Annotated in this window: 20 protein-coding genes; 14 read left to right on the top strand and 6 right to left on the bottom strand. The window is 63.4% G+C overall.

Translation table 11 applies throughout. The features are described from left to right. Nucleotides 1–106: 106 nt before the first annotated feature. Nucleotides 107–1,423, bottom strand: a complete 1,317-nt coding sequence (locus tag ACZIRK_RS38325) for a UDP-glucose dehydrogenase family protein (protein ID WP_130228544.1) — start codon at nt 1,421–1,423, stop codon at nt 107–109. A gap of 180 nt (nt 1,424–1,603) precedes the next feature. Here ACZIRK_RS38325 and ACZIRK_RS38320 point away from each other — a divergent pair, with 180 nt between their 5' ends. The 3 genes from ACZIRK_RS38320 to ACZIRK_RS38310 all read left to right on the top strand — a co-directional run bounded on the left by ACZIRK_RS38320 (nt 1,604) and on the right by ACZIRK_RS38310 (nt 6,566). Further along, complete coding sequence (locus tag ACZIRK_RS38320; RefSeq protein ID WP_130228545.1) at nt 1,604–2,668, top strand: acyltransferase family protein; 1,065 nt, start codon at nt 1,604–1,606, stop codon at nt 2,666–2,668. Nucleotides 2,669–2,775: 107 nt separating this feature from the next. Continuing rightward, nucleotides 2,776–5,817 carry a DNA polymerase I gene (gene polA / locus ACZIRK_RS38315; protein WP_130228546.1) on the top strand — a complete coding sequence of 1,014 codons (3,042 nt, stop codon included), beginning with the start codon at nt 2,776–2,778 and terminating at the stop codon, nt 5,815–5,817. 116 nt (nt 5,818–5,933) lie between these two features. Then, on the top strand, nt 5,934–6,566 hold the full coding sequence (locus ACZIRK_RS38310) for a LysE family translocator (protein WP_130228547.1): 633 nt from the start codon (nt 5,934–5,936) through the stop codon (nt 6,564–6,566). 166 nt (nt 6,567–6,732) lie between these two features. On the opposite strand, the gene ACZIRK_RS38305 is transcribed toward ACZIRK_RS38310, so the two are convergent. Beyond that, nucleotides 6,733–7,359: a glutathione S-transferase family protein gene (locus ACZIRK_RS38305; protein ID WP_130228548.1), complete on the bottom strand. Its 627-nt coding sequence runs from the start codon at nt 7,357–7,359 to the stop codon at nt 6,733–6,735. A 189-nt stretch (nt 7,360–7,548) separates the two neighbouring features. Between ACZIRK_RS38305 and pyrE the strand changes: the two genes are divergently transcribed. Together pyrE and ACZIRK_RS38295 are read left to right on the top strand one after the other, a co-directional pair. Then, entirely contained in the window at nt 7,549–8,112 is a 564-nt protein-coding gene (pyrE, locus tag ACZIRK_RS38300; RefSeq protein ID WP_028168036.1) for an orotate phosphoribosyltransferase, read from the top strand. Nucleotides 8,113–8,375: 263 nt separating this feature from the next. Further along, nucleotides 8,376–9,179, top strand: a complete 804-nt coding sequence (locus ACZIRK_RS38295; protein ID WP_474419278.1) for a DUF2865 domain-containing protein — start codon at nt 8,376–8,378, stop codon at nt 9,177–9,179. An 81-nt stretch (nt 9,180–9,260) separates the two neighbouring features. Here the strand turns inward: ACZIRK_RS38295 and ACZIRK_RS38290 are convergent, their stop codons facing one another. Then, a complete protein-coding gene (locus tag ACZIRK_RS38290) occupies nt 9,261–9,692 on the bottom strand; it encodes a hypothetical protein (RefSeq protein WP_028168034.1) in 432 nt (143 codons plus the stop codon). Between the two features lie 194 nt (nt 9,693–9,886). On the opposite strand from ACZIRK_RS38290, the gene ACZIRK_RS38285 reads away from it, so the two are divergent. After that, nucleotides 9,887–10,165: a GIY-YIG nuclease family protein gene (locus ACZIRK_RS38285; RefSeq protein ID WP_130228556.1), complete on the top strand. Its 279-nt coding sequence runs from the start codon at nt 9,887–9,889 to the stop codon at nt 10,163–10,165. A 48-nt stretch (nt 10,166–10,213) separates the two neighbouring features. Here the strand turns inward: ACZIRK_RS38285 and ACZIRK_RS38280 are convergent, their stop codons facing one another. After that, nucleotides 10,214–10,444: a hypothetical protein gene (locus ACZIRK_RS38280; protein WP_028168032.1), complete on the bottom strand. Its 231-nt coding sequence runs from the start codon at nt 10,442–10,444 to the stop codon at nt 10,214–10,216. 281 nt (nt 10,445–10,725) lie between these two features. Between ACZIRK_RS38280 and ACZIRK_RS38275 the strand changes: the two genes are divergently transcribed. From ACZIRK_RS38275 to rocF, 3 genes are all read left to right on the top strand, one after another. Beyond that, nucleotides 10,726–13,251, top strand: a complete 2,526-nt coding sequence (locus ACZIRK_RS38275) for a glycogen/starch/alpha-glucan phosphorylase (RefSeq protein WP_474419277.1) — start codon at nt 10,726–10,728, stop codon at nt 13,249–13,251. A gap of 228 nt (nt 13,252–13,479) precedes the next feature. Then, entirely contained in the window at nt 13,480–14,295 is an 816-nt protein-coding gene (locus ACZIRK_RS38270; RefSeq protein WP_130228549.1) for an acyl-CoA thioesterase, read from the top strand. Nucleotides 14,296–14,360: 65 nt separating this feature from the next. After that, nucleotides 14,361–15,329: an arginase gene (rocF, locus tag ACZIRK_RS38265; protein ID WP_130228550.1), complete on the top strand. Its 969-nt coding sequence runs from the start codon at nt 14,361–14,363 to the stop codon at nt 15,327–15,329. 96 nt (nt 15,330–15,425) lie between these two features. Here rocF and ACZIRK_RS38260 read toward each other — a convergent pair whose 3' ends face one another. Both ACZIRK_RS38260 and ACZIRK_RS38255 read right to left on the bottom strand, forming a co-directional pair. Beyond that, a complete protein-coding gene (locus ACZIRK_RS38260; RefSeq protein WP_028168028.1) occupies nt 15,426–17,042 on the bottom strand; it encodes a phosphoenolpyruvate carboxykinase in 1,617 nt (538 codons plus the stop codon). Between the two features lie 586 nt (nt 17,043–17,628). Next, on the bottom strand, nt 17,629–18,363 hold the full coding sequence (locus ACZIRK_RS38255; RefSeq protein ID WP_474419276.1) for a HugZ family pyridoxamine 5'-phosphate oxidase: 735 nt from the start codon (nt 18,361–18,363) through the stop codon (nt 17,629–17,631). 229 nt (nt 18,364–18,592) lie between these two features. On the opposite strand from ACZIRK_RS38255, the gene ACZIRK_RS38250 reads away from it, so the two are divergent. The 5 genes from ACZIRK_RS38250 (at nt 18,593) to ACZIRK_RS38230 (ending at nt 22,584) form a co-directional block, all read left to right on the top strand. Continuing rightward, the gene (locus ACZIRK_RS38250; protein WP_027579989.1) at nt 18,593–19,294 is read left to right on the top strand and encodes a response regulator transcription factor; all 702 of its coding nucleotides are present in this window, start codon (nt 18,593–18,595) and stop codon (nt 19,292–19,294) included. 114 nt (nt 19,295–19,408) lie between these two features. Then, nucleotides 19,409–21,214: a stimulus-sensing domain-containing protein gene (locus ACZIRK_RS38245; RefSeq protein ID WP_474419283.1), complete on the top strand. Its 1,806-nt coding sequence runs from the start codon at nt 19,409–19,411 to the stop codon at nt 21,212–21,214. Further along, nucleotides 21,211–21,726, top strand: a complete 516-nt coding sequence (locus ACZIRK_RS38240) for an HPr kinase/phosphorylase (RefSeq protein ID WP_130228553.1) — start codon at nt 21,211–21,213, stop codon at nt 21,724–21,726. Before ACZIRK_RS38245 ends, ACZIRK_RS38240 begins: the two co-directional genes overlap by 4 nt. 133 nt (nt 21,727–21,859) lie before the next feature. Then, nucleotides 21,860–22,261, top strand: coding sequence for a PTS sugar transporter subunit IIA (locus ACZIRK_RS38235; protein ID WP_027579987.1), 402 nt, complete (start codon nt 21,860–21,862; stop codon nt 22,259–22,261). After that, nucleotides 22,258–22,584, top strand: coding sequence for an HPr family phosphocarrier protein (locus ACZIRK_RS38230; protein WP_130228554.1), 327 nt, complete (start codon nt 22,258–22,260; stop codon nt 22,582–22,584). Before ACZIRK_RS38235 ends, ACZIRK_RS38230 begins: the two co-directional genes overlap by 4 nt. The last annotated feature ends 342 nt before the right edge of the window (nt 22,585–22,926 follow it).

Below are 22,926 nucleotides of genomic sequence, written 5' to 3'. Positions count from 1 at the left end.
GTCATGCCCGGGCTTGTCCCGGGCATCCACGTCTCTCTTGCCGAAAAGGAGAAAACAGAACGTGGATGGCCGGGACAAGCCCGGCCATGACGAAAAGTAATAATCGTCAAACCGGCGGTTCGGCTGCGCGGCCAACGCTCTCATAGCTGAAGCCGTGCGCGGCCATATCCTCGGGGCGGTAGATGTTGCGGAGATCGACCACGACCGGCTGCCGCAACAGGTTCTTCAACCGCTCAAGGTCAAGCGTGCGGTATTGTACCCACTCGGTGACGACGACCATGGCGTCGGCGCCGGTCACGCATTCATAGGGATCATCGCAATACTCGATATCCGGCAGCTCCTTGCGCGCCTGCTCAATGCCGACAGGATCATGCGCCCGCACTTTTGCGCCCATGTCCAACAGGCCGGTGACGATCGGGATGGAGGGTGCTTCCCGCATGTCGTCGGTCTCCGGCTTGAAGGTGAGACCGAGCACGGCCACCGTCTTGCCGCGCAAATTGCCGGCGAGGCCCGCAACCTTGCGCGCCATCGCGCGCTTGCGGTTGTCGTTGACGCCGAGCACGGCCTCCACGATGCGCAAATTCACGTCATGGTCCTGCGCGATCTTGATCAGCGCGCGGGTGTCCTTGGGGAAGCAGGAGCCGCCGAAACCGGGGCCGGCATGCAGGAACTTGGAGCCGATGCGGTTGTCGAGCCCGATGCCGCGCGCGACTTCCTGGACGTCGGCGCCGACCTTTTCGGAGAGATCGGCGATCTCGTTGATGAAGGTGATCTTGGTCGCCAGGAATGCGTTGGCGGCGTATTTGATCAGCTCCGCCGTGCGCCGCGCCGTATACATCAGCGGCGCCTGGTTGAGCGACAGCGGCCGGTAGACATCGCCGAGCACTTTCCGCGCGCGCTCATCTGATGTGCCGACCACGATGCGGTCCGGGAATTTGAAGTCGCGGATCGCGGCGCCCTCGCGCAGGAATTCCGGATTCGAGGCGACCGCGACGTCGGCGGCCGGGTTGGCTTCGCGGATCAGGCGCTCGACCTCGTCGCCGGTGCCGACCGGCACGGTCGATTTGGTCACCACCACCGTGAAGCCTTTGAGCGCACCGGCGATCTCGCGGGCGGCGGCATAGACGTAAGAGAGGTCGGCATGGCCGTCGCCGCGGCGCGACGGCGTACCGACGGCGATGAAGACCGCGTCAGCGTCGGCGACCGGGTCCTTCAGATCGGTGGTGAAGTCGAGCCGCCTCGCCTTCACATTGGCGGCGACCAGAGCGTCCAGCCCCGGCTCGAAGATCGGGATTTCGCCGCGGCGCAGGGCGTTGATCTTCTCGACGTCCTTGTCCACGCAGGTGACGTGGTGTCCGAAATCCGCAAAACACGCGCCAGAGACCAGTCCCACATAACCCGTGCCAATCATGGCGATGCGCATGAAACCACCCGCTTGCTATCGTTAACGATTCCGCAACTCCCGGCCAGCGTCTTAGAACATTTGCCGGCCCGGAGGAAACGGCAAAAAGCAGGCACGAGCGGCATGTCATTTGTATGAATAAAGGCGATAGCAACCGATCCGGCCGAAGATGCGCCAAATGCGCGCCGAAACAGGACAGTCATGACCGCAAACGGGACAACCTCCGCGAGCCTGCGTTCCGCCACCTCGCCGGACGGGCGCATCGATTGGGTGGACTACGCCAAGGGCATCTGCATCGTCATGGTCGTGATGATGCACTCGGTCCTGGGCGTGGAAGCCGCCGCCGGCGAGACCGGTTTCATGCACGCGTTTGTCATGTTCGCCAAACCGTTCCGGATGCCGGATTTTTTCCTGATTTCGGGCCTCTTCCTCTCGCTCGTGATCGACCGTGACTGGCGCACCTATCTCGACCGCAAGGTCGTCCACTTCGCCTATTTCTACGTGCTCTGGGTGACGATCCAGTTTGCGTTCAAGGCGCCGGCCTTTGCCGCCGAAACGAGCTGGAGCCATACCGGCTACCTCTATCTCGAATCCTTCATCGAACCTTTCGGCACGCTGTGGTTCATCTATCTGCTGCCGATCTTCTTCGTCGTCACAAAACTGACACGCAATCTGCCGCCGCTCGCGATTCTGGCGCTGGCCGCCGGACTCGAGATGGCGCATGTGGTGACCGGCTGGACCGTGATCGACGAATTCTGCGCGCGCTTCGTCTATTTCTATGCCGGCTATCTCTTTGCGCCCACCGTCTTCAAGCTGTCGAACCGTGCACGCTCCGCGCCGACATTGGCGCTGATCGGGCTCGCGCTGTGGGTGCTGGTCAATGGCGCCCTGGTGATCGCGGGGGTGAGCGAATGGCCGCTCGTCTCGCTGGTACTGGGATTTGCGGGCGCCTTTGCCATCGTCGTCACCGGGACGCTGCTGGCACGGATGAAGTGGCTCACGGCCTTGCGCTTTTGCGGCGAGCATTCGATCGTGATCTATCTCGCCTTCTTCCTGCCGATGGTGATCGCACGCGTCGGCCTGTTGCGCAGCGGCGTGATCCACGACATCGGTCTGATCTCGCTGCTCGTCACCATCACCGGTCTCGTCGGCGCACTGGTGATCTGGCGCATCGCGCTCGCCGTCCGCGCCAACTTCCTGTTCGAGCGCCCCGCCGCGTTCTGGATCGCGCCGAAGAAAGCGGCAGTATTGCAGGCGGCCGAATAATTTGGTCGTCGTCCCAGGCTTAACCCCGGGACGACGAAGGTGTGCGGTTCGCCAAAATTCGGCACCTGAAGGCTGTCATTTGCTGCAAAAATCCCTAAATTTCGGCCATGCCGAAATCAGCCTCCAAGACCTCAGCCAAGACAGAACCCAAAGCCGCCCCCAAGCCCGTTGCCGCCAAGGCTCCGGCCAAGGGCCACCATGTGTTCCTGGTCGACGGTTCCTCCTACATCTTCCGCGCCTACCACGCCCTGCCACCGCTGAACCGCAAGTCCGACGGACTGCAGGTCAATGCCGTGCTCGGCTTCTGCAACATGCTGTGGAAGCTCCTGCGCGAGATGCCCGAGGACAACCGGCCGACCCATCTCGCCATCGTCTTCGACAAGTCCGAGATCACCTTCCGCAACAAGATCTATCCCGACTACAAGGCGCACCGGCCGCCGGCGCCCGATGACCTGATCCCGCAATTCGCGCTGATCCGCGAGGCGGTCCGGGCCTTCGACCTGCCCTGCCTGGAGCAGGTCGGCTATGAGGCCGACGACCTCATCGCGACCTATGTCCGGCTCGCCTGCGAGCGCGGCGCGAGCGCGACGATCGTGTCCTCCGACAAGGACCTGATGCAGCTCGTCACCGACTGCGTCAGCATGTACGACACCATGAAGGATCGCCGCATCGGCATTCCCGAAGTGATCGAGAAGTTCGGCGTGCCGCCGGAAAAGGTGGTCGAGGTACAGGCCTTGGCCGGCGATTCCACTGATAACGTGCCCGGCGTGCCCGGCATCGGCGTCAAGACCGCGGCGCAGCTCATCACCGAATATGGCGATCTCGAATCCCTGCTGAGCCACGCCGGCGAGATCAAGCAGCCGAAGCGTCGCGAGGCGCTGGTCGAAAATGCCGAGAAGGCGCGCATCTCGCGCCAGCTTGTGCTGCTCGACGACAAGGTCGAGCTCGAGGTGCCGCTCGACGACCTCGCCGTGCATGAGCCGGATCCGCGCCGGCTGATCGCGTTCCTGAAGGCGATGGAGTTTTCGACTCTGACCCGCCGCGTCGCCGAATATTCGCAGATCGACCCATCCGATATCGAGCCCGATCCCGGCAACAAGAGCGGCGCGAGCGTGTTCTCGCCGTTGCCTCCTTCCGACGTCGAGCCCGCGCCGGGTCCCGGCGGGCCCACGCAGGGCGCGCCTGCCGCCAAAGAGCGTAACAAGCCTGCGGGCAAGGAAGACAAGGCCTCAAGCCTCAAGGGCACGCCGATCGCGCTCGCCGAAGCGCGCGCGGAGGCGGCGCGCAGGACGAAAATCGATCGCAGCAAATACCTGACGATCAAGAGCCTCGATCAGCTGGGCGCCTTCATCGCGCGGATCCATGATACCGGCCATGTCGCGGTCCAGGCGAAGGCGAATTCGATCGATCCAATGCAGGCGGAGATTTCCGGCATTGCGCTCGCACTCGGCCCCGACGACGCCGCCTATATCCCGCTCGCCCACAAGCAGGCGGGCGGAGGCAGCGGGCTGTTCGACGCGGGATTGGCGCCGGACCAAATCAAGTTCGAGCAGGCGATCGAAGCCTTGCGGCCGATCCTGGAATCGCAGGGCATCCTGAAGATCGGCTTCGACGTCAAGTTCAACGCGGTGATGCTGGCGCAAGCCGGCATCACGCTGCGCAACTATGACGATGCGCAGTTGATCTCCTACGTGCTCGACGCCGGCCGCGGCTCTCATGCGCTGGAATCGCTGGCCGAGCGTTGGCTCGGGCATGCGGTGCTCGCCGAGAACGGGCTGACCGGTAGCGGCAAGAACAGACTGACGTTCGACCAGGTTGCGATCGACAAGGCGACCGAGCACTGCGCCGAGGGCGCCGACGTGATCCTGCGGCTGTGGCGCGTATTGAAGCCCCGCCTGGTCGCGGAGCGGATGGCGAGCGTCTACGAGACACTGGAGCGGCCGCTGGTCTCCGTGCTGGCGCGGATGGAGCGGCGCGGCATCTCGATCGACCGCCAGGTGCTGTCGCGGCTGTCAGGCGATTTCGCCCAGACCGCGGCGCGCGTCGAGGCCGAGGTCCAGGAGATCGCGGGGGAGCCGATCAATGTCGGCAGCCCCAAGCAGATCGGCGACATCCTGTTCGGCAAGATGGGATTGCCCGGCGGCACGAAGACCAAGACCGGCGCGTGGTCGACGACCGCGCAGGTGCTGGACGACCTCGCCGAGCAGGGCCACGAATTCCCGAAGAAGATCCTGGAATGGCGGCAGGTCTCGAAGCTGAAATCGACCTATACCGACGCGCTGCCGACCTACGTCAATCCGCAGACCCATCGCGTCCACACCACCTACGCGCTGGCTGCGACCACCACGGGGCGGCTGTCGTCGAACGAGCCGAACCTGCAGAACATCCCCGTGCGCACCGAGGACGGCAGGAAGATCCGCCGCGCCTTTGTCGCGACGCCCGGGCACAAGCTGGTATCGGCGGATTATTCGCAGATCGAGCTGCGGCTGCTCGCGGAGATTGCCGACATCCCCGTGCTGAAGCAGGCGTTCCGCGACGGCCTCGACATTCATGCCATGACGGCGTCCGAGATGTTCGGCGTGCCGATCAAGGACATGCCGAGCGAAGTGCGCCGCCGCGCCAAGGCGATCAATTTCGGCATCATCTACGGCATCTCGGCGTTCGGCCTCGCCAACCAGCTCGGCATCGCGCGTGAAGAGGCTTCCGCCTACATCAGGAAGTATTTCGAGCGCTTCCCGGGCATCCGCGCCTATATGGACGAGACCAAGGATTTCTGCCGCCGCAACGGCTATGTCACCACGCTGTTCGGCCGCAAATGCTACTACCCCGACATCAAGGCCAGCAACGCCTCGGTCCGCGCCTTCAACGAGCGCGCCGCGATCAACGCCCGCCTGCAGGGTTCGGCCGCCGACATCATCCGCCGCGCTATGACCCGCATCGAGGGCGCGCTCGCCGAGAAGAAGCTATCCGCGCAGATGCTGTTGCAGGTGCATGACGAACTGATCTTCGAGGTCCCCGACGAGGAAGTCGCGGCAACCCTGCCGGTCGTGCAGCATGTGATGCAGGACGCGCCCTTCCCGGCCGTGATCCTGTCGCTGCCGCTGCAGGTCGACGCCCGCGCCGCCAACAATTGGGACGAGGCGCATTGAGCTCTCTCTGTCGTCGCCCAGACGGACGACGACAGCAAAAATGCACTCGGAGCAATTGCGCAATGGAATCGCGGCACGACGCGCGTTAGAAACGTGCATCCTCCCGCGAGTTCCTGATGCCTCACACCTCCGCCTTGCTCGGTTTTGCGCTGCTCTCGCTCGGCATGGTGCTAACGCCGGGGCCGAACATGATCTACCTGATCTCGCGCTCGATCACGCAGGGGCCGGCAGCCGGGATCGTGTCGCTCGGCGGGGTGGCGCTCGGCTTCGTGTTCTACATGCTATCAGCGGCATTCGGCATCACCGCGCTGTTGTTCGCAATCCCCTACGCCTATGACGCGCTGCGCTTTGCCGGCGCGGCCTATCTGTTGTGGCTGGCGTGGCAGGCGCTGAAACCCGGCGGACGTTCGCCGTTCCAGGTGAAGAAGCTCCAGGTCGACAGCCCCCGGAAGCTGTTCGCGATGGGATTTGTCACCAACCTGCTGAATCCCAAGATCGCGATGCTCTATCTGGCGCTGCTGCCGCAGTTCATCGATCCCACGGGCAGCGTGCTGACGCAGTCGCTCGCGCTCGGCGTGACCCAGATCGCGATCAGCGTCAGCGTCAACGCGATAATCGCGCTCGCTGCCGGTTCGATCGCGCTGTTCCTCGGCACGCGGCCGGCCTGGCTGCTGCTGCAGCGCTGGCTGATGGGCACGGTGCTGGCGGGGCTTGCGATGAAGATGGCGTTCGAGGCGAGGAGAGCGTGACTTCTTCACCTCACCCCGCTTGCGGGGAGAGGTCGGAATTCAAGCGCAGCTTGAATTCCGGGTGAGGGGGAGCCGCCGCAGGCTCATCTCTCACCGTGTTTGCGGAGAAGGCCCCTCACCCCAACCCTCTCCCCGCAAGAGCGGGGCGAGGGAGCAGAAAAGAGCATCAATCCAGCTTCGCTTCCATGCCGCGCTTCACGCCGGGACGGGCCATCAGCTTGTTGTACCAGCGCTCGACATTGGGGAAATCGCCGAGATTGACCTTGTGCCGCGGGTGGCGCCAGGCCCAGCCGAGGATGGCGAAATCGGCGACCGACAGATCGCCGGCGACGAAGTCGCGGCCTTCGAGCCGGCGGTTCAGCACGCCGTAGAGGCGGAGTGTCTCGGTCATGAAGCGCTTCAGGCCATAGGCGCGGTCCTGCTCGTTCTCGAGCGCGATGAAATGGTGCACCTGGCCCGGCATCGGACCAAAACCGCCCATCTGCCACATCAGCCATTCATAGACCGGGATGCGCTCGATCAAAGGCTTGGGCAGGAACTTTCCGCTCTTCTCGCCGAGATAGAGCAGGATCGCGCCCGATTCGAATACGCTGACCCGCTTGCCGCCGGGGCCGTCCGGGTCGACGATTGCGGGAATCTTGTTGTTCGGGCCGATTTCGAGGAAGCTTGGCGCCATCTGCTCGCCCTTGGTGATGTTCACCGGGAACACTTGGTAGGGCAGCCCCATCTCCTCCAGCGCAACCGAGATTTTGCGGCCATTCGGCGTGTTCCAGGTGTGCAGCTCGATGGTCATTTTCGCTTCCCCCACAATCGTTTGACGCTTCCCTAGCGCGGAACCGGACGCGGTTACAACGGCCCTTTACGAATATCGATCCGCGCCCCGTGTGACGCGGGCGTTGTTGACGGGGAGCTTTCGGCGCTGGAATCTCGCCACGACCGCCGATAGATTGCGCGCCACCGTAAACGACCCGGAAAGCCGCCTTTGTCCAAATCAGCCGCCCGCGCCCGCCTCGCCGAGATCATCCGTAAGCGCTCTTTCGGGCGCGGCGAGATCACGCTGGCCTCGGGCCGCAAGAGCGATTTCTATTTCAACCTCAAGCCGACGATGCTGGATCCCGAGGGCGCCGCATTGCTTGCCGAACTCACTTATGAAGCGCTGAAAGACGACAATCTTGATTTCGTCGGCGGCCTCGAGATGGGTGCCGTGCCGCTCGCGGGCGCGATCGCGCAGCTCTCCTGGATCAAGGGACATCCGATCGCGGCCTTCTTCGTGCGCAAGAAGCCCAAGGAGCACGGTGCGAAGCTAGCGGTCGAGGGACTTGCCAAAGGTGAGACGCTGCAGGGCAAGCGCATCGTGATCGTCGAGGACGTCACCACCACCGGCGGCTCGGCGATGAAGGCGGTGGAAGCCGTGCGCGAGGCCGGCGGCGAGGTCGCGCTGGTCTTCACCATGGTCGACCGCGAGGAAGGCGCAACAGAAACGTTCGCGGAAGCCGGCCTTCCGTTCCGCTCGTTGTACAAAGCGGGCGAGTTCCTCAAGAGCTAGAGCATGATCCGGAAAAGTGGGAACCGGTTTTCCCTCACGACAAACGCGAAGCGTTTGCGCGGAAGAGCATGCTCAAACAAAGAGACGAGATGATGATCCGTTAACGGATCATAATCGAGTGTTGCCTCATCGGCACACCGCGCCAGATTACGCCCATCTCCTTAGTTCTTCCGCAATCAACTGCTCGTTTACCATCCGACATTAGGGTGAATCGCGCGGAGACGACGTCTCGGCACTGTTGGCTCTGTCGGGTGGAGTTGGCGTTGCGTAGAGGGTTTACTGATCGGCGCGTGCGGCGCCATCTGACGCTAGTTGCCGCCGCCCTTGCGGGCGCGATGACGCTCGCGCCGGCGCATGTCTCGGCGGAAAACCTGCTCGATTTCCTCTTTGGCGGCTTGCAGAGGCAGCAGGCCCATCAGGGCCAGTCGCAACCCGGTTTGTTCGATCCGTTCGGCCTCAACCAGCAGCAGCCGCAGCAAGCCGCACCGGCGGCCCGCGTTGCCGGTTCCGGCCCTGCCTTTTGTGTCAGAAGCTGCGATGGCAAATATTTCCCGCTGACCTTGCGCGGCAGCGCGACGCCGGTTCAGCTCTGCCAGGCGTTCTGTCCAGCGACAGCCACCAAGGTTTTCTACGGCGGCAGCATCGACTACGCGACCTCGTCAACCGGCGAACGCTATGCCGACAGCGAGAACGCCTTCGCCTACCGCAAGTCGCTGCGCGCGGACTGCACCTGCAACGGCCGCGATCCCGCCGGCCTCGCGCCCGTTGACCTCACCCTCGATAGCTCGCTTCGCGCCGGCGACGTGGTCGCCACCACCGATGGCCTGGTTGCTTATACCGGCGTCCGGGTCGGCAACAACCAGAGCGCCGACTTCACGCCGGTCGCATCCTACCCCGGTCTCACCGCCGAACTCCGTGCCCGGCTCGGCGAGATGAAGGTCGCGCCGGTCGCGGCCGAGACGGTCGGCGAAGCGCCGCAGCCGGACACGAGCCATGACCCCGCGGCACCGGTCTCCGTCGTGCCGAAATCGGCCGCGCCGAAGGCGAAGCGGGCGGAGGTCAATTAGCGACTTAAGCTGTCATTCCGGGGCGATGCGAAGCATCGAACCCGGAATGACAGCGTGGATACTTAGCAAAGAAGGCAAACTTTACCGCCCGACAATCACCCCGATCACATTCGGCGCGGCGAGATATTTCTCCTCGATTGTCGCACGCGCTGCGGCACGGTTTTCCGGCGTCAGCAATCCGCGCTTTTCGGCGAGGATCATCCAGCAATAGCCCCACCAGTCCGTCAGCATGCCCTGGTCCTCGACAAGGTCATAGCCCTGCTCGGCGGCGAAGATGCGCGCATGCGCTTCATCGAGCGAATCGAGCCAGGCGTGATCCGCAGGTGAGAACAAGTCGTCGCTGATGTCGTCGATGGTGTAGCCCCAGATCGACATGCAGACCGCGTTGAACTCGCGGTCGATCTGGTCGTCATCGACCCATTGGCGGCGGGACGCCTGATGCAGGCGCGACAGCGAGCGCGCAAAGTCGGCGATGCGGGTGAGCGCGAATTGATCGAAAGCAATAGTGGACATGTAGTCCTCGCGGGAACGGACAGGCCATAGATGTTGTGTCGGCGATGCCGCCGAATCAGAATGATATCAAATACTTGCTAAAATGTTCTTAATTTGTTCTGACGCTCCTCCGTCGTCGTCCCGGCGAAGGCCGGGACCCATAGCCACCAGTGTTCGATGTGGGTAGGTCGAGCCGATACATGACCGCTGTCAGGATCTATTACGTTTACATTCTCGCCAGCCGCCGCCATGGGACGCTTTATATCGGCGTTTGCAACAACCTGCACGGTCGTCTCACGCTGCATCGTGCCGGACGGGGATCGGAGTTCGTCAAGAAGTACGACGTAACGCGCCTCGTCTACATGGAAACCTACGCTTCACCGCAGGAAGCGATCACGCGCGAAAAGCAGTTGAAGACTTGGCGGCGTGATTGGAAGATTCGGTTGATTGAAGAAAACAATCTCGATTGGGCTGATCTATCGCACCTGATCTGAGCCCTGTGGTTATGGGTCCCGGCCTTCGCCGAGACGACGAAGACAGTCTCACATCGCCGACAGCATCTTGTCGCCACAATAGTTCGCGTAAAAGCTGCCGCCGCATTGCCGCTTGATGGCGACGCAACGGGCGGCTGGAGTTGCGTTTGGTGGCATGCTGAAGCCGCAGGTCAAGCCGTCGGCGCTGCGCCCGGGCCTGCCGGCGGCGAAAGCGGCACTGGTGACGGTGATGCAGACGATGAACAGCACAGCGGCTGCGATCTCGATCAGCAGTCTCATGGGTGTCCCTCTCGATGACGGTGGTTGTGCCGCCTAATATGTAACCATACCACCGAAGCGCGTCGCCTTGAGGTCGCAAAATCGGCCCGGTCCTTGCATAAAATCATACCAGCGCGGTGCACAACAACCGGCTGGGCGGTTCCGATTGAAGTGCAAGACGCGTATCATCCGTTGTCCGGAGCATGATCCGAAAAGATCATGCTCAAACAAAGAGATTAGATCATGATCCGATTTCGTCTCATCGGATCATGATCGAGTCCCCAAAGTTCAGGATTGCCGCATTGCAAGAACAGTCTTTCTCAGGAAGCTATCCGGCGCTCAATCAGCCGATCGATGAATTGGCGCTGGCAGAGATCAAGGGCGCGATCCTCGCCAAGCTGAGGCTGGAGATCGGCAAGGACGCCAGCGTGGCGACCAAGCGCGATTGGTACAAGGCGGCGGCGCTTGCGCTGCGCGACCGCATCACCCATCGCTGGCTCACGGCGGAAAAAGAGAGCTACGACGCCGGCGCCAAGCGGGTCTATTATCTTTCGCTGGAATTTCTGATCGGCCGCCTGTTCACCGACGCGCTCAACAATATGGGCCTCTTGCCCGTGTTCGAGGGAGCACTCGGCGATCTCGGCGTCGGCCTCGACGAACTGCGCAGATGCGAGCCTGACGCAGCGCTCGGCAATGGCGGCCTCGGGCGGCTCGCCGCCTGCTTCATGGAGAGCATGGCGACGCTGTCGATCCCCGCCATCGGCTACGGCATCCGCTACGATTTCGGCCTGTTCCGCCAAATCATCAATCACGGCTGGCAGCAGGAATATCCGGATGAGTGGCTGGGCTTCGGCAATCCCTGGGAATTCCAGCGTCCGGAAGTCGTCTACAACATCCATTTCGGCGGCACCGTCGAGCATGTCGACGAAGGCGGCCGTGACCGCGCCATCTGGCACCCGGCGGAAACCGTGGAGGCGATGGCCTACGACACCCCGATCGTCGGCTGGCGCGGCCAGCGCGTCAACGCGCTGCGACTGTGGTCCGCGCGCGCGCCGGATCCGCTGAAGCTCGACATGTTCAACACCGGCGACTATGTCTCAGCCAGCGCCGAGCAGGCGCGCGCCGAGGCGATCTGCAAATTCCTTTATCCGAACGACGAAAGCGCCGCGGGGCGCGAACTGCGCCTGCGCCAGGAATATTTCTTCGTCTCGGCCTCGCTGCAGGACCTGGTCAAGCGGCACCTTTCGGCCGACGGCCAGCTCCGCAGCCTTGCGATGAAGGCGGCCGTGCAGCTCAACGACACCCATCCGAGCCTCGCCGTCACCGAGCTGATGCGGATCCTGGTCGACCTGCACCATTTCCGCTGGGACGAGGCGTGGAAGATCACTGTCGCGACGCTGTCCTACACCAACCACACGCTGCTGCCGGAGGCGCTGGAGACCTGGCCGGTCGAGCTGTTCGAGCGGCTATTGCCGCGGCATCTGGAGATCATCTATCGCATCAATGTGCAGCATCTGGCGCTCGCCGAAGAGCGCTGCCCAGGCGACATCGAATTCCGCGCCTCGGTGTCGCTGATCGACGAGAAATCGGGCCGCCGGGTGCGAATGGGACAGCTCGCCTTTGTCGGCTCGCACCGCATCAACGGCGTCTCGGCGATGCATTCCGATCTGATGAAGGAGACCGTGTTCCACGATCTCCACCATCTCTATCCCACGCGCATCACGAACAAGACCAACGGCATCACGTTCCGCCGCTGGCTGATGCTGGCCAATCCGAGACTCACGGGCCTGATCCGCGACGTCTGCGGCGAAGCCGTGCTCGACGATTTCTCGCTGTTCGAGCGGCTCGAGTCCCATGCCAGCGACAACGCGTTCCAGCAACAGTTCCGCGAGGTCAAGCGCCACAACAAGGTGCTGCTGGCGCGGCTGATGGCCGAGCGCAACCACATCAAGGTCGACCCATCGGCGCTGTTCGATGTTCAGATCAAGCGCATCCATGAATACAAGCGGCAACTCCTGAACATCCTGGAAGCGGTCGCGCTGTACCAGGCGATCAAGGATGAGCCGCAGCGCGACTGGGTGCCGCGCGTAAAAATCTTCGCCGGCAAGGCGGCGGCGAGCTACCGCTACGCCAAGCTGATCATCAAGCTGATCAACGACGTCGCCGAAGTCGTCAACAACGATCCCGCGATCGATGGCCGGCTGAAGATCGCCTTCCTCGCCGACTACAACGTCAGCCTGGCCGAGGTGATCATCCCGGCCGCCGACCTGTCCGAGCAGATCTCGACCGCCGGCATGGAAGCCTCCGGCACCGGCAACATGAAGCTCGCGCTCAACGGCGCGCTGACCGTCGGCACGCTCGACGGTGCCAATATCGAGATTCGCGACCATGTCGGGGCCGAGAATATCGCGATCTTCGGCATGGAAGCCGGCGACGTCATGGTCCGCCGCAAGCAAGGGCTCGATGCCAGCGACCTGATCGGCAGTTCGCCGCGGCTGGCGCGTGCGATCACCGCAATCGAGAGCGGCGCGTTCTCGCCCGGCGATCCCGCCCGCTTCGCCTCGATCGGCCATGCGCTGCGCTATCTCGACCATTACATGGTCAGCGCCGACTTCGATTCCTACTACGACACCCAGCGCGCCATCGATGCGCGCTGGCAGGTGGTGCCGGCGTGGACCCGGGCCTCGATCCTCAACGTGGCGCGGATGCCGTGGTTCTCCTCCGACCGCACCATCCGCGAATACGCCGAAGAGATCTGGAACGTGCCCGTGAAGCCGCCGACGCCGCGCCTGCTGAAGGAGCAGGCGCAGTGGGGAGCCAAGCGCTAATCCCACGCGGCGGAAATCGATTACCTCCGACATCATTGAATTCGGCGGAAATGCCGGGATACTGCAGATAACGCGCGCCGTCATTGCGAGCGAAGCGACTTGTCCGCCGTAGCTCAGCGAGCGAAGGCGGAAGCAATCCATCCCTCCACCCGCGTGGAGAGATGGATTGCTTCGTCGCTATCGCTCCTCCCAATGACGATGTCGCTTGGGCTGCAACCGAGGAATCATATGCTCACCAAGACCCCGCATTTGTTCGACGATGCCACCGCGGTTACTGCCGGCGACAGCCGCTGGCAGGGCAGGACCAGCGACGACTACTGGGCATTTGTCGGCCCGTTCGGCGGGGCCACCGCTGCAACCATCCTGCGGGCACTGATCGACCATCCGCAACGTGCCGGCGATCCGCTTGCGCTCACCGTCAATTATTGCGCGCCGGTTGCGCAAGGCGCCTTTGACCTCGATGTCCGCCTGGTGAAGGCCAATCGTTCGAGCCAGCACTGGTCCGTGGAGATGACGCAGGACGGCGGCGAGGTCGCGACGCTCGCAACCGCCGTGTTCGCCGAACGCCGCCCGTCCTGGTCGCACCAGCAGGTGAAGTTTCCGGACGCAACACCGTTCGAACAGACCCTGCCCTATCCCAAGACCGCGGCAGCGTGGGTCAAGCAATATGACTTCCGCTTCGTCGAAGGCGAGCCGAAATTCGGCACGCCATCGAGCGCGGCGCCCGAAACCTATTCCAAGCTCTGGATCGGTGACCGCGCGCCGCGCAAGATCGATGCGCTCTCGCTGATCGCGATGTCGGACGCATTCTTTGGCCGCGTTTTCCACGCCAAGCGGGAACTGGTGCCGTTCGGTACGGTGTCGCTGACGACCTATTTCCACATCGACGCCGCCGATCTTGCCGCCGAGAACATCACCCGCGTGCTGGCGGCTGCCGATGCCAAGATCTTCCACAAGAGCTATGGCGACCAGAATGGCGAGTTGTGGTCACCCTCCGGCCGCCTGCTCGCAACCACGACGCAGATCGCCTATTTCAAGGCGTGATCGGGAAGGCGTAGGGTGGGCACGCTTCGCTTCGCCCACCCCACGATTTGAGAGAGCGCCGCCGCATGCCCGAAGCTGACAATTCAAAGCCATCGCACATCGCGCTCCTCGGAGTGCCCATCGAGATCGGCGCCGCGCAGGCCGGCACGCTGATGGGTCCAGCGGCACTGCGCACCGCCGGGATCGCGCGCGTGCTGGAGCAATTGGAGCTTCGCGTCGACGACCACGGTGATCTCTCAATCCCCGCGGTGGTCTCGGACGGGCCGGTGCCGGCGAATACGAAATTCTATGATGAGGTGAAAACCTGGATTCGCCAGACATCCGAGCGCGCCTACTGGCTGGCGAAATCCGGCGCGGTGCCGATCTTCATGGGCGGCGATCATTCGCTCTCGATGGGATCGATCAATGGGGTTGCGCGCTTCTGGCAGGAGAAGGGCCGGCCGCTGTTCGCGCTGTGGGTCGACGCGCATGCCGACTACAACACGCCCGACACGACGATCACCGGCAACATGCACGGCATGTCGGCCGCTTTCCTCTGCGGCGAGCCCGGGCTCGACAACCTGCTCGGCGGCCTGCCGCGCGCCTCGATTACACCTGATCAGCTCGACCTGATCGGCACCCGCTCTGTCGACCCGCTGGAGCGCAAGCTATTGCGCGAGCGGAGCGTCGCCATAGCCGACATGCGCGCCATCGACGAATTCGGCGTCGCCGTGCTGATCCGCCGCGTGATCGATCGCGTCAAGGCGAGGAACGGCGTGCTGCATGTCTCGTTCGACGTCGACTTCCTCGATCCTTCGGTTGCGCCCGGCGTCGGCACCACGGTGCCGGGCGGCGCGACCTACCGCGAAGCGCACCTGATCATGGAGCTGTTGCACGATTCCGGACTGGTGCGCTCGGTCGACATCGTCGAGCTCAACCCCTTCCTCGACGAGCGCGGCCGTACCGCACGGGTCGTGGTCGAACTGATCGGCAGCCTGTTCGGCCTGCAGATCACCGACCGCCCGACACCGACCAATGCGGTGCTGCCGGATTGACATGGCGAATAGCGAATAGGCTGCGCCGCAGACATGTTCCGGAGTAGAAAAGGGCGACCGCGGGGTCGCCCTTTTCATTCGCGGAAATATGCGAGGCTATTCGGCCGCGAGCTTCACGTCCGGCGCGGCGGCGCGGACTTCGGCGTCGACCTTGCTCTCGAACTTGGCGAAGTTCTTCTGGAACATGCCGACCAATGCGCGGGCGGTCTTGTCGAACTCGGCCTTGTCCTTCCAGGTGTTCACCGGATTAAGGATCTCGCTCGGCACGCCGGGCAGCGCGGTCGGCACCGCAAAGCCGAAATATTCGTCGGTGCGGAATTCGACATTGCGCAAGCTGCCATCGAGCGCCGCGGTGAGCAGCGCGCGCGTGACCTTGATCGGCATGCGCGAGCCGACGCCATACTTGCCGCCGGTCCAGCCGGTGTTGACCAGCCAGCAATCGACATTGTGCTGGGCGATCAGGTCGCGCAGCATGTTGCCATAGACCGAAGGATCGAGCGGCAGGAACGGCGAGCCGAAGCAGGTGGAGAATTCCGGCTGCGGCTCGGAGCCGAGGCCGCGCTCGGTGCCGGCGACCTTCGCGGTGTAGCCGGACAGGAAGTGATACATCGCCTGCGCCGGCGAAAGCTTCGCGATCGGCGGCAGCACGCCGAAGGCATCGGCCGCCAGCATCACCACATTCTTCGGATGCGGCGCGCGGCCACTGCGCGAGGCGTTGGGAATGAAGTCGAGCGGATAGGCGGAACGGGTGTTCTCGGTCTTGGAGCCATCGTCGAAGTCGACGACGCGGGTATCCTCGTCAAGCACGCAGTTCTCGAGCACGGCGCCAAAACGTGTGCTCGCAGCATAGATCTGAGGCTCGGCTTCCTGCGAGAGCTTGATGCACTTGGCGTAGCACCCGCCTTCGAAATTGAAGATGCCGTTCGGGCCCCAGCCGTGCTCGTCGTCGCCGATCAGCGTGCGGTTGGGATCGGCCGACAGCGTCGTCTTGCCGGTGCCGGAGAGGCCGAAGAAAATCGCGCTGTCGCCCTTCGACCCGACATTGGCCGAGCAGTGCATCGGCATCACGTCGCGCGCGGGCAGATAATAGTTGAGCGTGGTGAAGACCGACTTCTTCATCTCGCCGGCATAATAAGACCCGCCGATCAGGACGATCTTGCGGGCGAAATCGATCGCGACGACATTCTCCGAGCGCACGCCGTGACGTTTGGGATCGGCGCGGAAGCTCGGCATGTCGATGATGGTGAGTTCGGGCACGAAGCTCGAAAGCTCGATCGCCTCGGGCCGGATCAGCAGCGTGCGGATGAACAGCGAATGCCAGGCGAGCTCGGTGAACACGCGCGTCTTGATCCGATAGGTCGGATCGGCGCCGCCATAGAGATCCTGCGCGAACAGTGCCTTGCCTTCGGCATGCTTGAGGAAATCCTGATAGAGCGCTTCGAACTGCTCTGATGTGATCGACTGGTTGCCCGCCCACCACATGCTCTTGTCGGTGGTCGCGTCGCGAACTGTGAACTTGTCCTTCGGGCTGCGGCCGGTGAATTCGCCGGTGTCCGCGCAAAGCGCACCATCGGCTGAGAGCACGGCCTCGCCTGCCGCAAGCGAATATTGATAGAGCTGCGGCGCGTGGAGATTCCAATGCACGCGTTTGAGATTTTTTAAGCCGAATTTGTCGGCGCCAAAGGCACCGTTGTACACGCCCGTGTTTTGCACGAAGAACCTCCTCGAACCCGCGTTTCCCATTGCGCGAATGTCGCTAAACGCGCTCAGTCGCGGTGACCTTTCCAACAACAAATATAGCCCGAAGGCCCCCGTCCAGCGACCTCATAATGGGGCAATCCGAGCTTGCCAAGCTAGTCCCCGAATTTTGGTTTATTCCAAGGCATCCCTTCCACGTGGTTCAAGCACTTGCTGCAGCGCAAGGCGGCTTTTCTGCCCGTGGATCGCGCGATCAATGCCGGGGCCGACGTCTTTGCGATGCACAATTGGTGCCATCGGACGCGCGGCGTCGTTCTCAATCAACGCACAGACTACCCGATATGCAGTTTGGGCGAGGAGACATCGGCTTTGTCGCCGGCAATGCCGTTGCACTTGGATTGCACGATCCAATCGGCAATGAGAGTTGATTGCACAGCCTCGCTCGACGTCAGCAAGCCACCATCGAATTCGAGGGCCGTTAAGAATGCGCAGCGCGCGTAAACGTTCCGCACCGTTGCGCATAAGATGCATGATGCGAAGCGCGTTGACGGCCGCATTCTCCCCAATATGCATACGATATGCGACACCGCACCGTTCGCACCTATCCCGTTGCGCGCGCCTCACTGGCGAGTCGAACCAACATCTTGCGCAGCTCCGCAGCGTTGCGCACGCGCTCTGGAAATTCCAGCCGCAGCGTCCGCTTGCCCGCCTGCATGTCCATGCCCTCGGGGTCGCAGCCAATGCAGCGCCAATCGGCGCTTTCGGCTCCGAGCAGCCGGGTCGCATAAAGGTCCATGGCGTCGCGGTGAGCCTCGTTCATGTGCTCGACGGCCTCCGCTTCAGCCTCCAGCCACCCGTCCGTCCCAGCCAGGTCGGTCAGGAACTGTTCTGGCCTCAGATCGACGATCCGGCCGAAGCCGGCGACGAGGTGGGTGGCGGAGGGGATGATCCGGAAGAAGGAGAAATCCTTAAATTCCACAAAGGCTTCCGCGGACGGTTGGGCGGCGAGGTAGCGGCGGCGCAGGAGGCTCGCGGCGTCGCCTTCCGCCTGTTCCGCCCGACCGGCCAGCATGATCCGGGACCCTTCCAGCGGGTCGCCTTCGGCCCGCTCGTCCAGCATCAGCGATACCCTGACGTCGGCGAGCAGGTTCCTGGTATGGACCGCCAGATGGGAGAGCAGCAGTATCGGGGAACCGTCAGGGTGGCTGGCGACATTGACCAGGGAACAATAGGGATCGCCGGTTCCCGGCATCAGCGTCGCCAAAGCCCCTTGCCGGCTCCTCCGGAGCAGGGAACGGGCCAGCCTGGCGGGGTCAAAATCAGCGGTCGGTTGCATCGAAATTACCTAGTAATTGCCTAGCCATGTGGTTGCACTTCGGGGCTTTTTTCGGGTAAACGGGCACTAGACGGGTCGGACGCGTTCGCGGGGGGCGAGGCGTTTGGCGGAACTCGGTCACACTTCAGCCCACCTTGCGTTGCTCGCTGACCGAGTCCGAAGCCCAATTATGCGGCGCATCACCGGAATGCTCGCCGTTTCAGCCAACTGGAAAACTGAAAGCAGGCTCATGCCCACAATCGCCCTGGTCGACGACGACCGCAACATTCTCACCTCTGTCTCGATAGCGTTGGAAGCCGAAGGCTACCGCATCATGACATACACGGATGGTGCGTCGGCGCTCGATGGCTTCCGCACCTCGCCACCGGATCTGGCGATCCTCGATATCAAGATGCCGCGCATGGACGGCATGGAAACGCTGCGGCGGCTCAGACAAAAATCCGATCTGCCGGTGATCTTCCTGACCTCCAAGGATGAAGAGATCGACGAATTGTTCGGCCTCAAAATGGGCGCCGACGATTTCATCCGCAAGCCGTTCTCGCAGCGCCTTTTGGTCGAGCGCGTGAAAGCCGTGCTCCGCCGCGGCCAGCCCAAGGATCCGACCGCAGCCCCGAAGGAGCCGGATACGCGCGCGCTCGATCGCGGCCTGCTCAGGATGGATCCGGAGCGCCACACCTGCACCTGGAAGAACGAGCCGGTGACGCTGACGGTCACCGAATTCTTGATCCTTCAGGCACTGGCGACGCGGCCCGGCGTGGTGAAGAGCCGTAATGCGCTGATGGACGCCGCCTATGACGACCAGGTCTATGTCGACGATCGTACCATCGACAGCCACATCAAGCGGCTGCGCAAGAAGTTCAAGGTGGTCGACGAGGATTTCGAGATGATCGAAACCTTGTACGGCGTGGGGTATCGCTTCAAGGAAGCCTGATCCGCGGCGAAAGCTCCGCTTTGTTAACTGACACGGTCCGCACCTATGGGGTAGGGTGCGGGCCCAATAGCGTGCATGGTAACACCCCTCGTCAACGAACCGGCAGTTCTGCCTGTGCTTGATCGAACGCAGCCCGACCCGGCCCAAACCGTCGAGGACGCCCAGGCGCTCCTCGAGCAGGAGCAGTTTGCCGACAAGGCGACGACGAAGCGTTGGCGGCCGCTGGACTGGCTGAGCCGCGCCGGACAGTTCTTCTTCGCGCTGTCCTTCTCGAGCCTGACCCGCCGCATCGTCTCGCTGAATCTCGCGGGCCTGGTCGCCCTCGTCGCCAGCATCCTGTACCTGTCGCAATTCCGCGCCGGCCTGATCGATGCGCGCGCCCAGAGCCTTCTGGTGCAGGCCGAGATCATCGCCGGCGCCATCGCGGCTTCCGCTACCGTCGAGACCAACACCATCACTATCGATCCGGAGCGGCTGCTCGACCTCAAGCCCGGCGAAAGCTACGGCGTGCCGGACGAATATTCCGACTTCCCGATCAATCCCGAACGCGTCGCGCCCGTGCTGCGGCGGCTGATCTCGCCGACCAAGACGCGCGCCCGCATTTTCGATCGCGAGGGCGGATTGATCCTCGACAGCCGCAGCCTCTACGGCAAGGGCGACGTGTTCAGGATCGAGCTGCCGCCGCCGAACGCGGAGAAGCCGGGGTTCGCCGAACGGACCACGATCGCGATCCGCACCTGGCTGAACCGCGGCGATCTGCCGCTCTATCGCGAACTCGGCCCGGAGAACGGCACCGGCTACCAGGAGGTCGCGCAATCCCTGAACGGTCAGAAGAGCAGCATGGTGCGCGTCAACGATCGCGGCGAGGTGATCGTCTCGGTCGCCGTCCCCGTGCAGCGCTTCCGCGCCGTGCATGGCGCGTTGATGCTCTCCACCCAGGGCGACGACATCGACCAGATGGTGACCGCCGAGCGGCTCGCGATCCTCAAGGTCGGCGGCGTTGCCGCTGCCGTGATGATCGTGCTGTCGCTCCTGCTTGCGAGCACCATTGCCGGCCCGGTGCGGCGGCTTGCCGACGGCGCTGAAAGCGTCCGCCGCCGCATCCAGACCCGCGTCCAGATTCCCGATTTCAGCCGCCGCCGCGACGAGATCGGCCATCTCTCCGGCGCGCTGCGCGACATGACCAACGCGCTCTACAGCCGGATCGAGGCGATCGAGATGTTCGCCGCCGACGTCGCCCATGAGCTGAAGAACCCGCTGACGTCGCTGCGTTCGGCGGTGGAGACGCTGCCCCTGGCGCGCACCGAAAGCAGCCGCGGCCGCCTGCTCGCCGTGATCGAGCACGACGTCAAGCGGCTCGACCGGCTGATCTCCGACATCTCGGATGCGAGCCGGCTCGATGCCGAGCTGCAGCGCCAGGACATGGCGCCGGTCGATCTGCGCCGCCTGCTGACGACGCTGACCTCGGTCGCCAACGAGACCAAGCTCGGCCACGACGTCGCGGTCGAAGCCCGCTTCGAGGGCCGCGGGCCGACGGACGCCTTCGCGGTGCCCGGCCACGATTCGCGGCTCGGACAGGTGATCTCCAACCTGCTCTCCAACGCACAGTCGTTCTCGCAACCGGGCGACAAGGTGCGCATCGTCTGCCGCCGCGTGCGCTCGGAGATCGAGATCGTGGTCGACGACGACGGCCCCGGCATCGGCGAGGACGCGCTGGAGCGCATCTTCGAGCGCTTCTACACCGACCGTCCGCACCAGGGCTTCGGCCAGAATTCCGGACTGGGGCTGTCGATCTCCAAGCAGATCATCGAGGCGCATAACGGACGCATCTGGGCCGAGAACCGATCCGGTCCCGCCGATGCCGACGGCAAGCCGACGGTCGCTGGCGCGCGCTTCGTGGTCAGGCTGCCGGCGCCATGAGCGCCAGCGTGCATGCATCCGCGGTGCTGGTGGGAGAACGCGCGGTGCTGATCCGCGGCCCGTCCGGCTCCGGCAAGTCGCGCCTCGCCTTCGATCTGATCCTCGCCGGCCGTTCTGGACAGCTCCCGCCGGCCGTTCTGGTGGGCGATGACCGTGTCCATCTCGACACAGCCGGCAAAGAATTGCTGGTCCGGCCAGCCCTCGAATTGGCCGGGCTGATCGAGATTCGCGGGCTCGGCATCCGCCGCCTTGAGTACACACATGAGGCGATCGTGGGGCTGGTGGTCGATCTCGCCGCCGGCGATGCCGAGCGCCTGCCGCCGCCGGAAGCGCTGCAGACCGAGATAAATGGTGTTTTTTTACCGCGAATCCCCGTCGGTGAGGGCATTTCACCCCTGCTACTGGTTGTCGCAGCGTTGACGACAACTGAAAGTTCATGTTCCCGTAATCTAGCGGATGATTGCTTGGGGCGGATTGGTAACCATATCAGCCGCAATATGGCCACTGAATAGACCGGTGCAGACCCGTATTTCTCCGCCCCCAAATTCCGGGAGATTGCCAAGATGCCCTCTTGCGCGGGGCCTCTGGATGGTCAAAGTGGCGCGTTCGTGCGGTGCACCAAGAAGCACCCGCGAGGAGTTTCCGATGATTGGTCTAGTGCTTGTGACCCACGGGCGCCTTGCCGACGAGTTCAAGGCAGCGCTCGAACACGTAATGGGCCCACAGAAACAAATTGAAGCAATTACGATCGGAGCCGAAGACGACGCCGATCTATGTCGCAGCGACATCATCGAGGCGGTCAACCGCGTCGATAGTGGCGACGGCGTTGCGATCCTCACCGACATGTTCGGCGGCACGCCGTCGAACCTCGCGATCTCCTGCATGAGCCGGCCCAAGGTCGAAGTGCTCGCAGGCATCAACCTTCCGATGCTGGTGAAGCTCGCGAAGGTTCGCGAGGAACGGTCGCTGCCGGACGCGATCGCGATGGCCCAGGAAGCGGGCCGCAAATACGTCACCATCGCCAGCCGCGTCCTTGCCGGCAAATGAGCGCCGAGGGCTCGGGCGAAAACGAAGTCGGCCCGACGGTTCCTGCGGGCGCGATCTCCCGTGAACTTCTGATCGTCAACAAGCGCGGCCTGCACGCGCGCGCTTCCGCCAAGTTCGTGCAGATGGTCGAGCGCTTCGAGGCCGAGGTCTGGGTGACGCGCGGCAGCGAGACCGTCGGCGGCACCTCGATCATGGGCCTGATGATGCTCGCCGCCGGCCCCGGCACCTCAGTCATCGTCTCCGCCACCGGCCCCGAAGCCGAAGCCGCCCTCGATGCGATTGCCGAGCTCGTCGCCAGCAAGTTCAACGAAGAAGGCGTGTAGGCGCGGTTGCGCGCGCCGCTGTCGTCCTGCGAAGGCCAGGACGATGCCGTCATTGCGAGCGCAGCGAAGCAATCCATGCCTCCGCGAGTGGCGCGATGGATTGCTTCGCTGCGCTCGCAATGACGCGGGGATGGCTCTGATTCAAATTTCAAATAGCGTGAGGGATGTGAGTCCGCGTTCTCGCGGCATGCGTTGCCCGAGCTTTGCATCTCGTTACCCTCTCAATCATCAGAGGGCGCAGGGAAAGCCGGGTGCTGGTTGCACCCATGGGTCCCGTGCAACAAAAAGCACGGGGGTAGGACCACAGGTTCAACCGAAGCATTCCGGCTTTCCCTGCGCGAT

The organism is Bradyrhizobium sp. Leo114, assembly GCF_055229415.2.
This window is presented reverse-complemented; position numbering and strand designations above follow the sequence as displayed.

What these genes read in the sequence shown, in the direction of transcription:
- ACZIRK_RS38325 (WP_130228544.1), bottom strand. Translation starts at nt 1,423, where the DNA reads ATGCGCATCGCCATGATTGGCACGGGTTATGTGGGACTGGTCTCTGGC.
- ACZIRK_RS38320 (WP_130228545.1), top strand. Translation starts at nt 1,604, where the DNA reads ATGACCGCAAACGGGACAACCTCCGCGAGCCTGCGTTCCGCCACCTCG.
- polA (WP_130228546.1), top strand. Translation starts at nt 2,776, where the DNA reads ATGCCGAAATCAGCCTCCAAGACCTCAGCCAAGACAGAACCCAAAGCC.
- ACZIRK_RS38310 (WP_130228547.1), top strand. Translation starts at nt 5,934, where the DNA reads ATGCCTCACACCTCCGCCTTGCTCGGTTTTGCGCTGCTCTCGCTCGGC.
- ACZIRK_RS38305 (WP_130228548.1), bottom strand. Translation starts at nt 7,359, where the DNA reads ATGACCATCGAGCTGCACACCTGGAACACGCCGAATGGCCGCAAAATC.
- ACZIRK_RS38290 (WP_028168034.1), bottom strand. Translation starts at nt 9,692, where the DNA reads ATGTCCACTATTGCTTTCGATCAATTCGCGCTCACCCGCATCGCCGAC.
- ACZIRK_RS38280 (WP_028168032.1), bottom strand. Translation starts at nt 10,444, where the DNA reads ATGAGACTGCTGATCGAGATCGCAGCCGCTGTGCTGTTCATCGTCTGC.
- ACZIRK_RS38270 (WP_130228549.1), top strand. Translation starts at nt 13,480, where the DNA reads ATGCTCACCAAGACCCCGCATTTGTTCGACGATGCCACCGCGGTTACT.
- rocF (WP_130228550.1), top strand. Translation starts at nt 14,361, where the DNA reads ATGCCCGAAGCTGACAATTCAAAGCCATCGCACATCGCGCTCCTCGGA.
- ACZIRK_RS38255 (WP_474419276.1), bottom strand. Translation starts at nt 18,363, where the DNA reads ATGCAACCGACCGCTGATTTTGACCCCGCCAGGCTGGCCCGTTCCCTG.
- ACZIRK_RS38250 (WP_027579989.1), top strand. Translation starts at nt 18,593, where the DNA reads ATGCCCACAATCGCCCTGGTCGACGACGACCGCAACATTCTCACCTCT.
- ACZIRK_RS38240 (WP_130228553.1), top strand. Translation starts at nt 21,211, where the DNA reads ATGAGCGCCAGCGTGCATGCATCCGCGGTGCTGGTGGGAGAACGCGCG.
- ACZIRK_RS38235 (WP_027579987.1), top strand. Translation starts at nt 21,860, where the DNA reads ATGATTGGTCTAGTGCTTGTGACCCACGGGCGCCTTGCCGACGAGTTC.
- ACZIRK_RS38230 (WP_130228554.1), top strand. Translation starts at nt 22,258, where the DNA reads ATGAGCGCCGAGGGCTCGGGCGAAAACGAAGTCGGCCCGACGGTTCCT.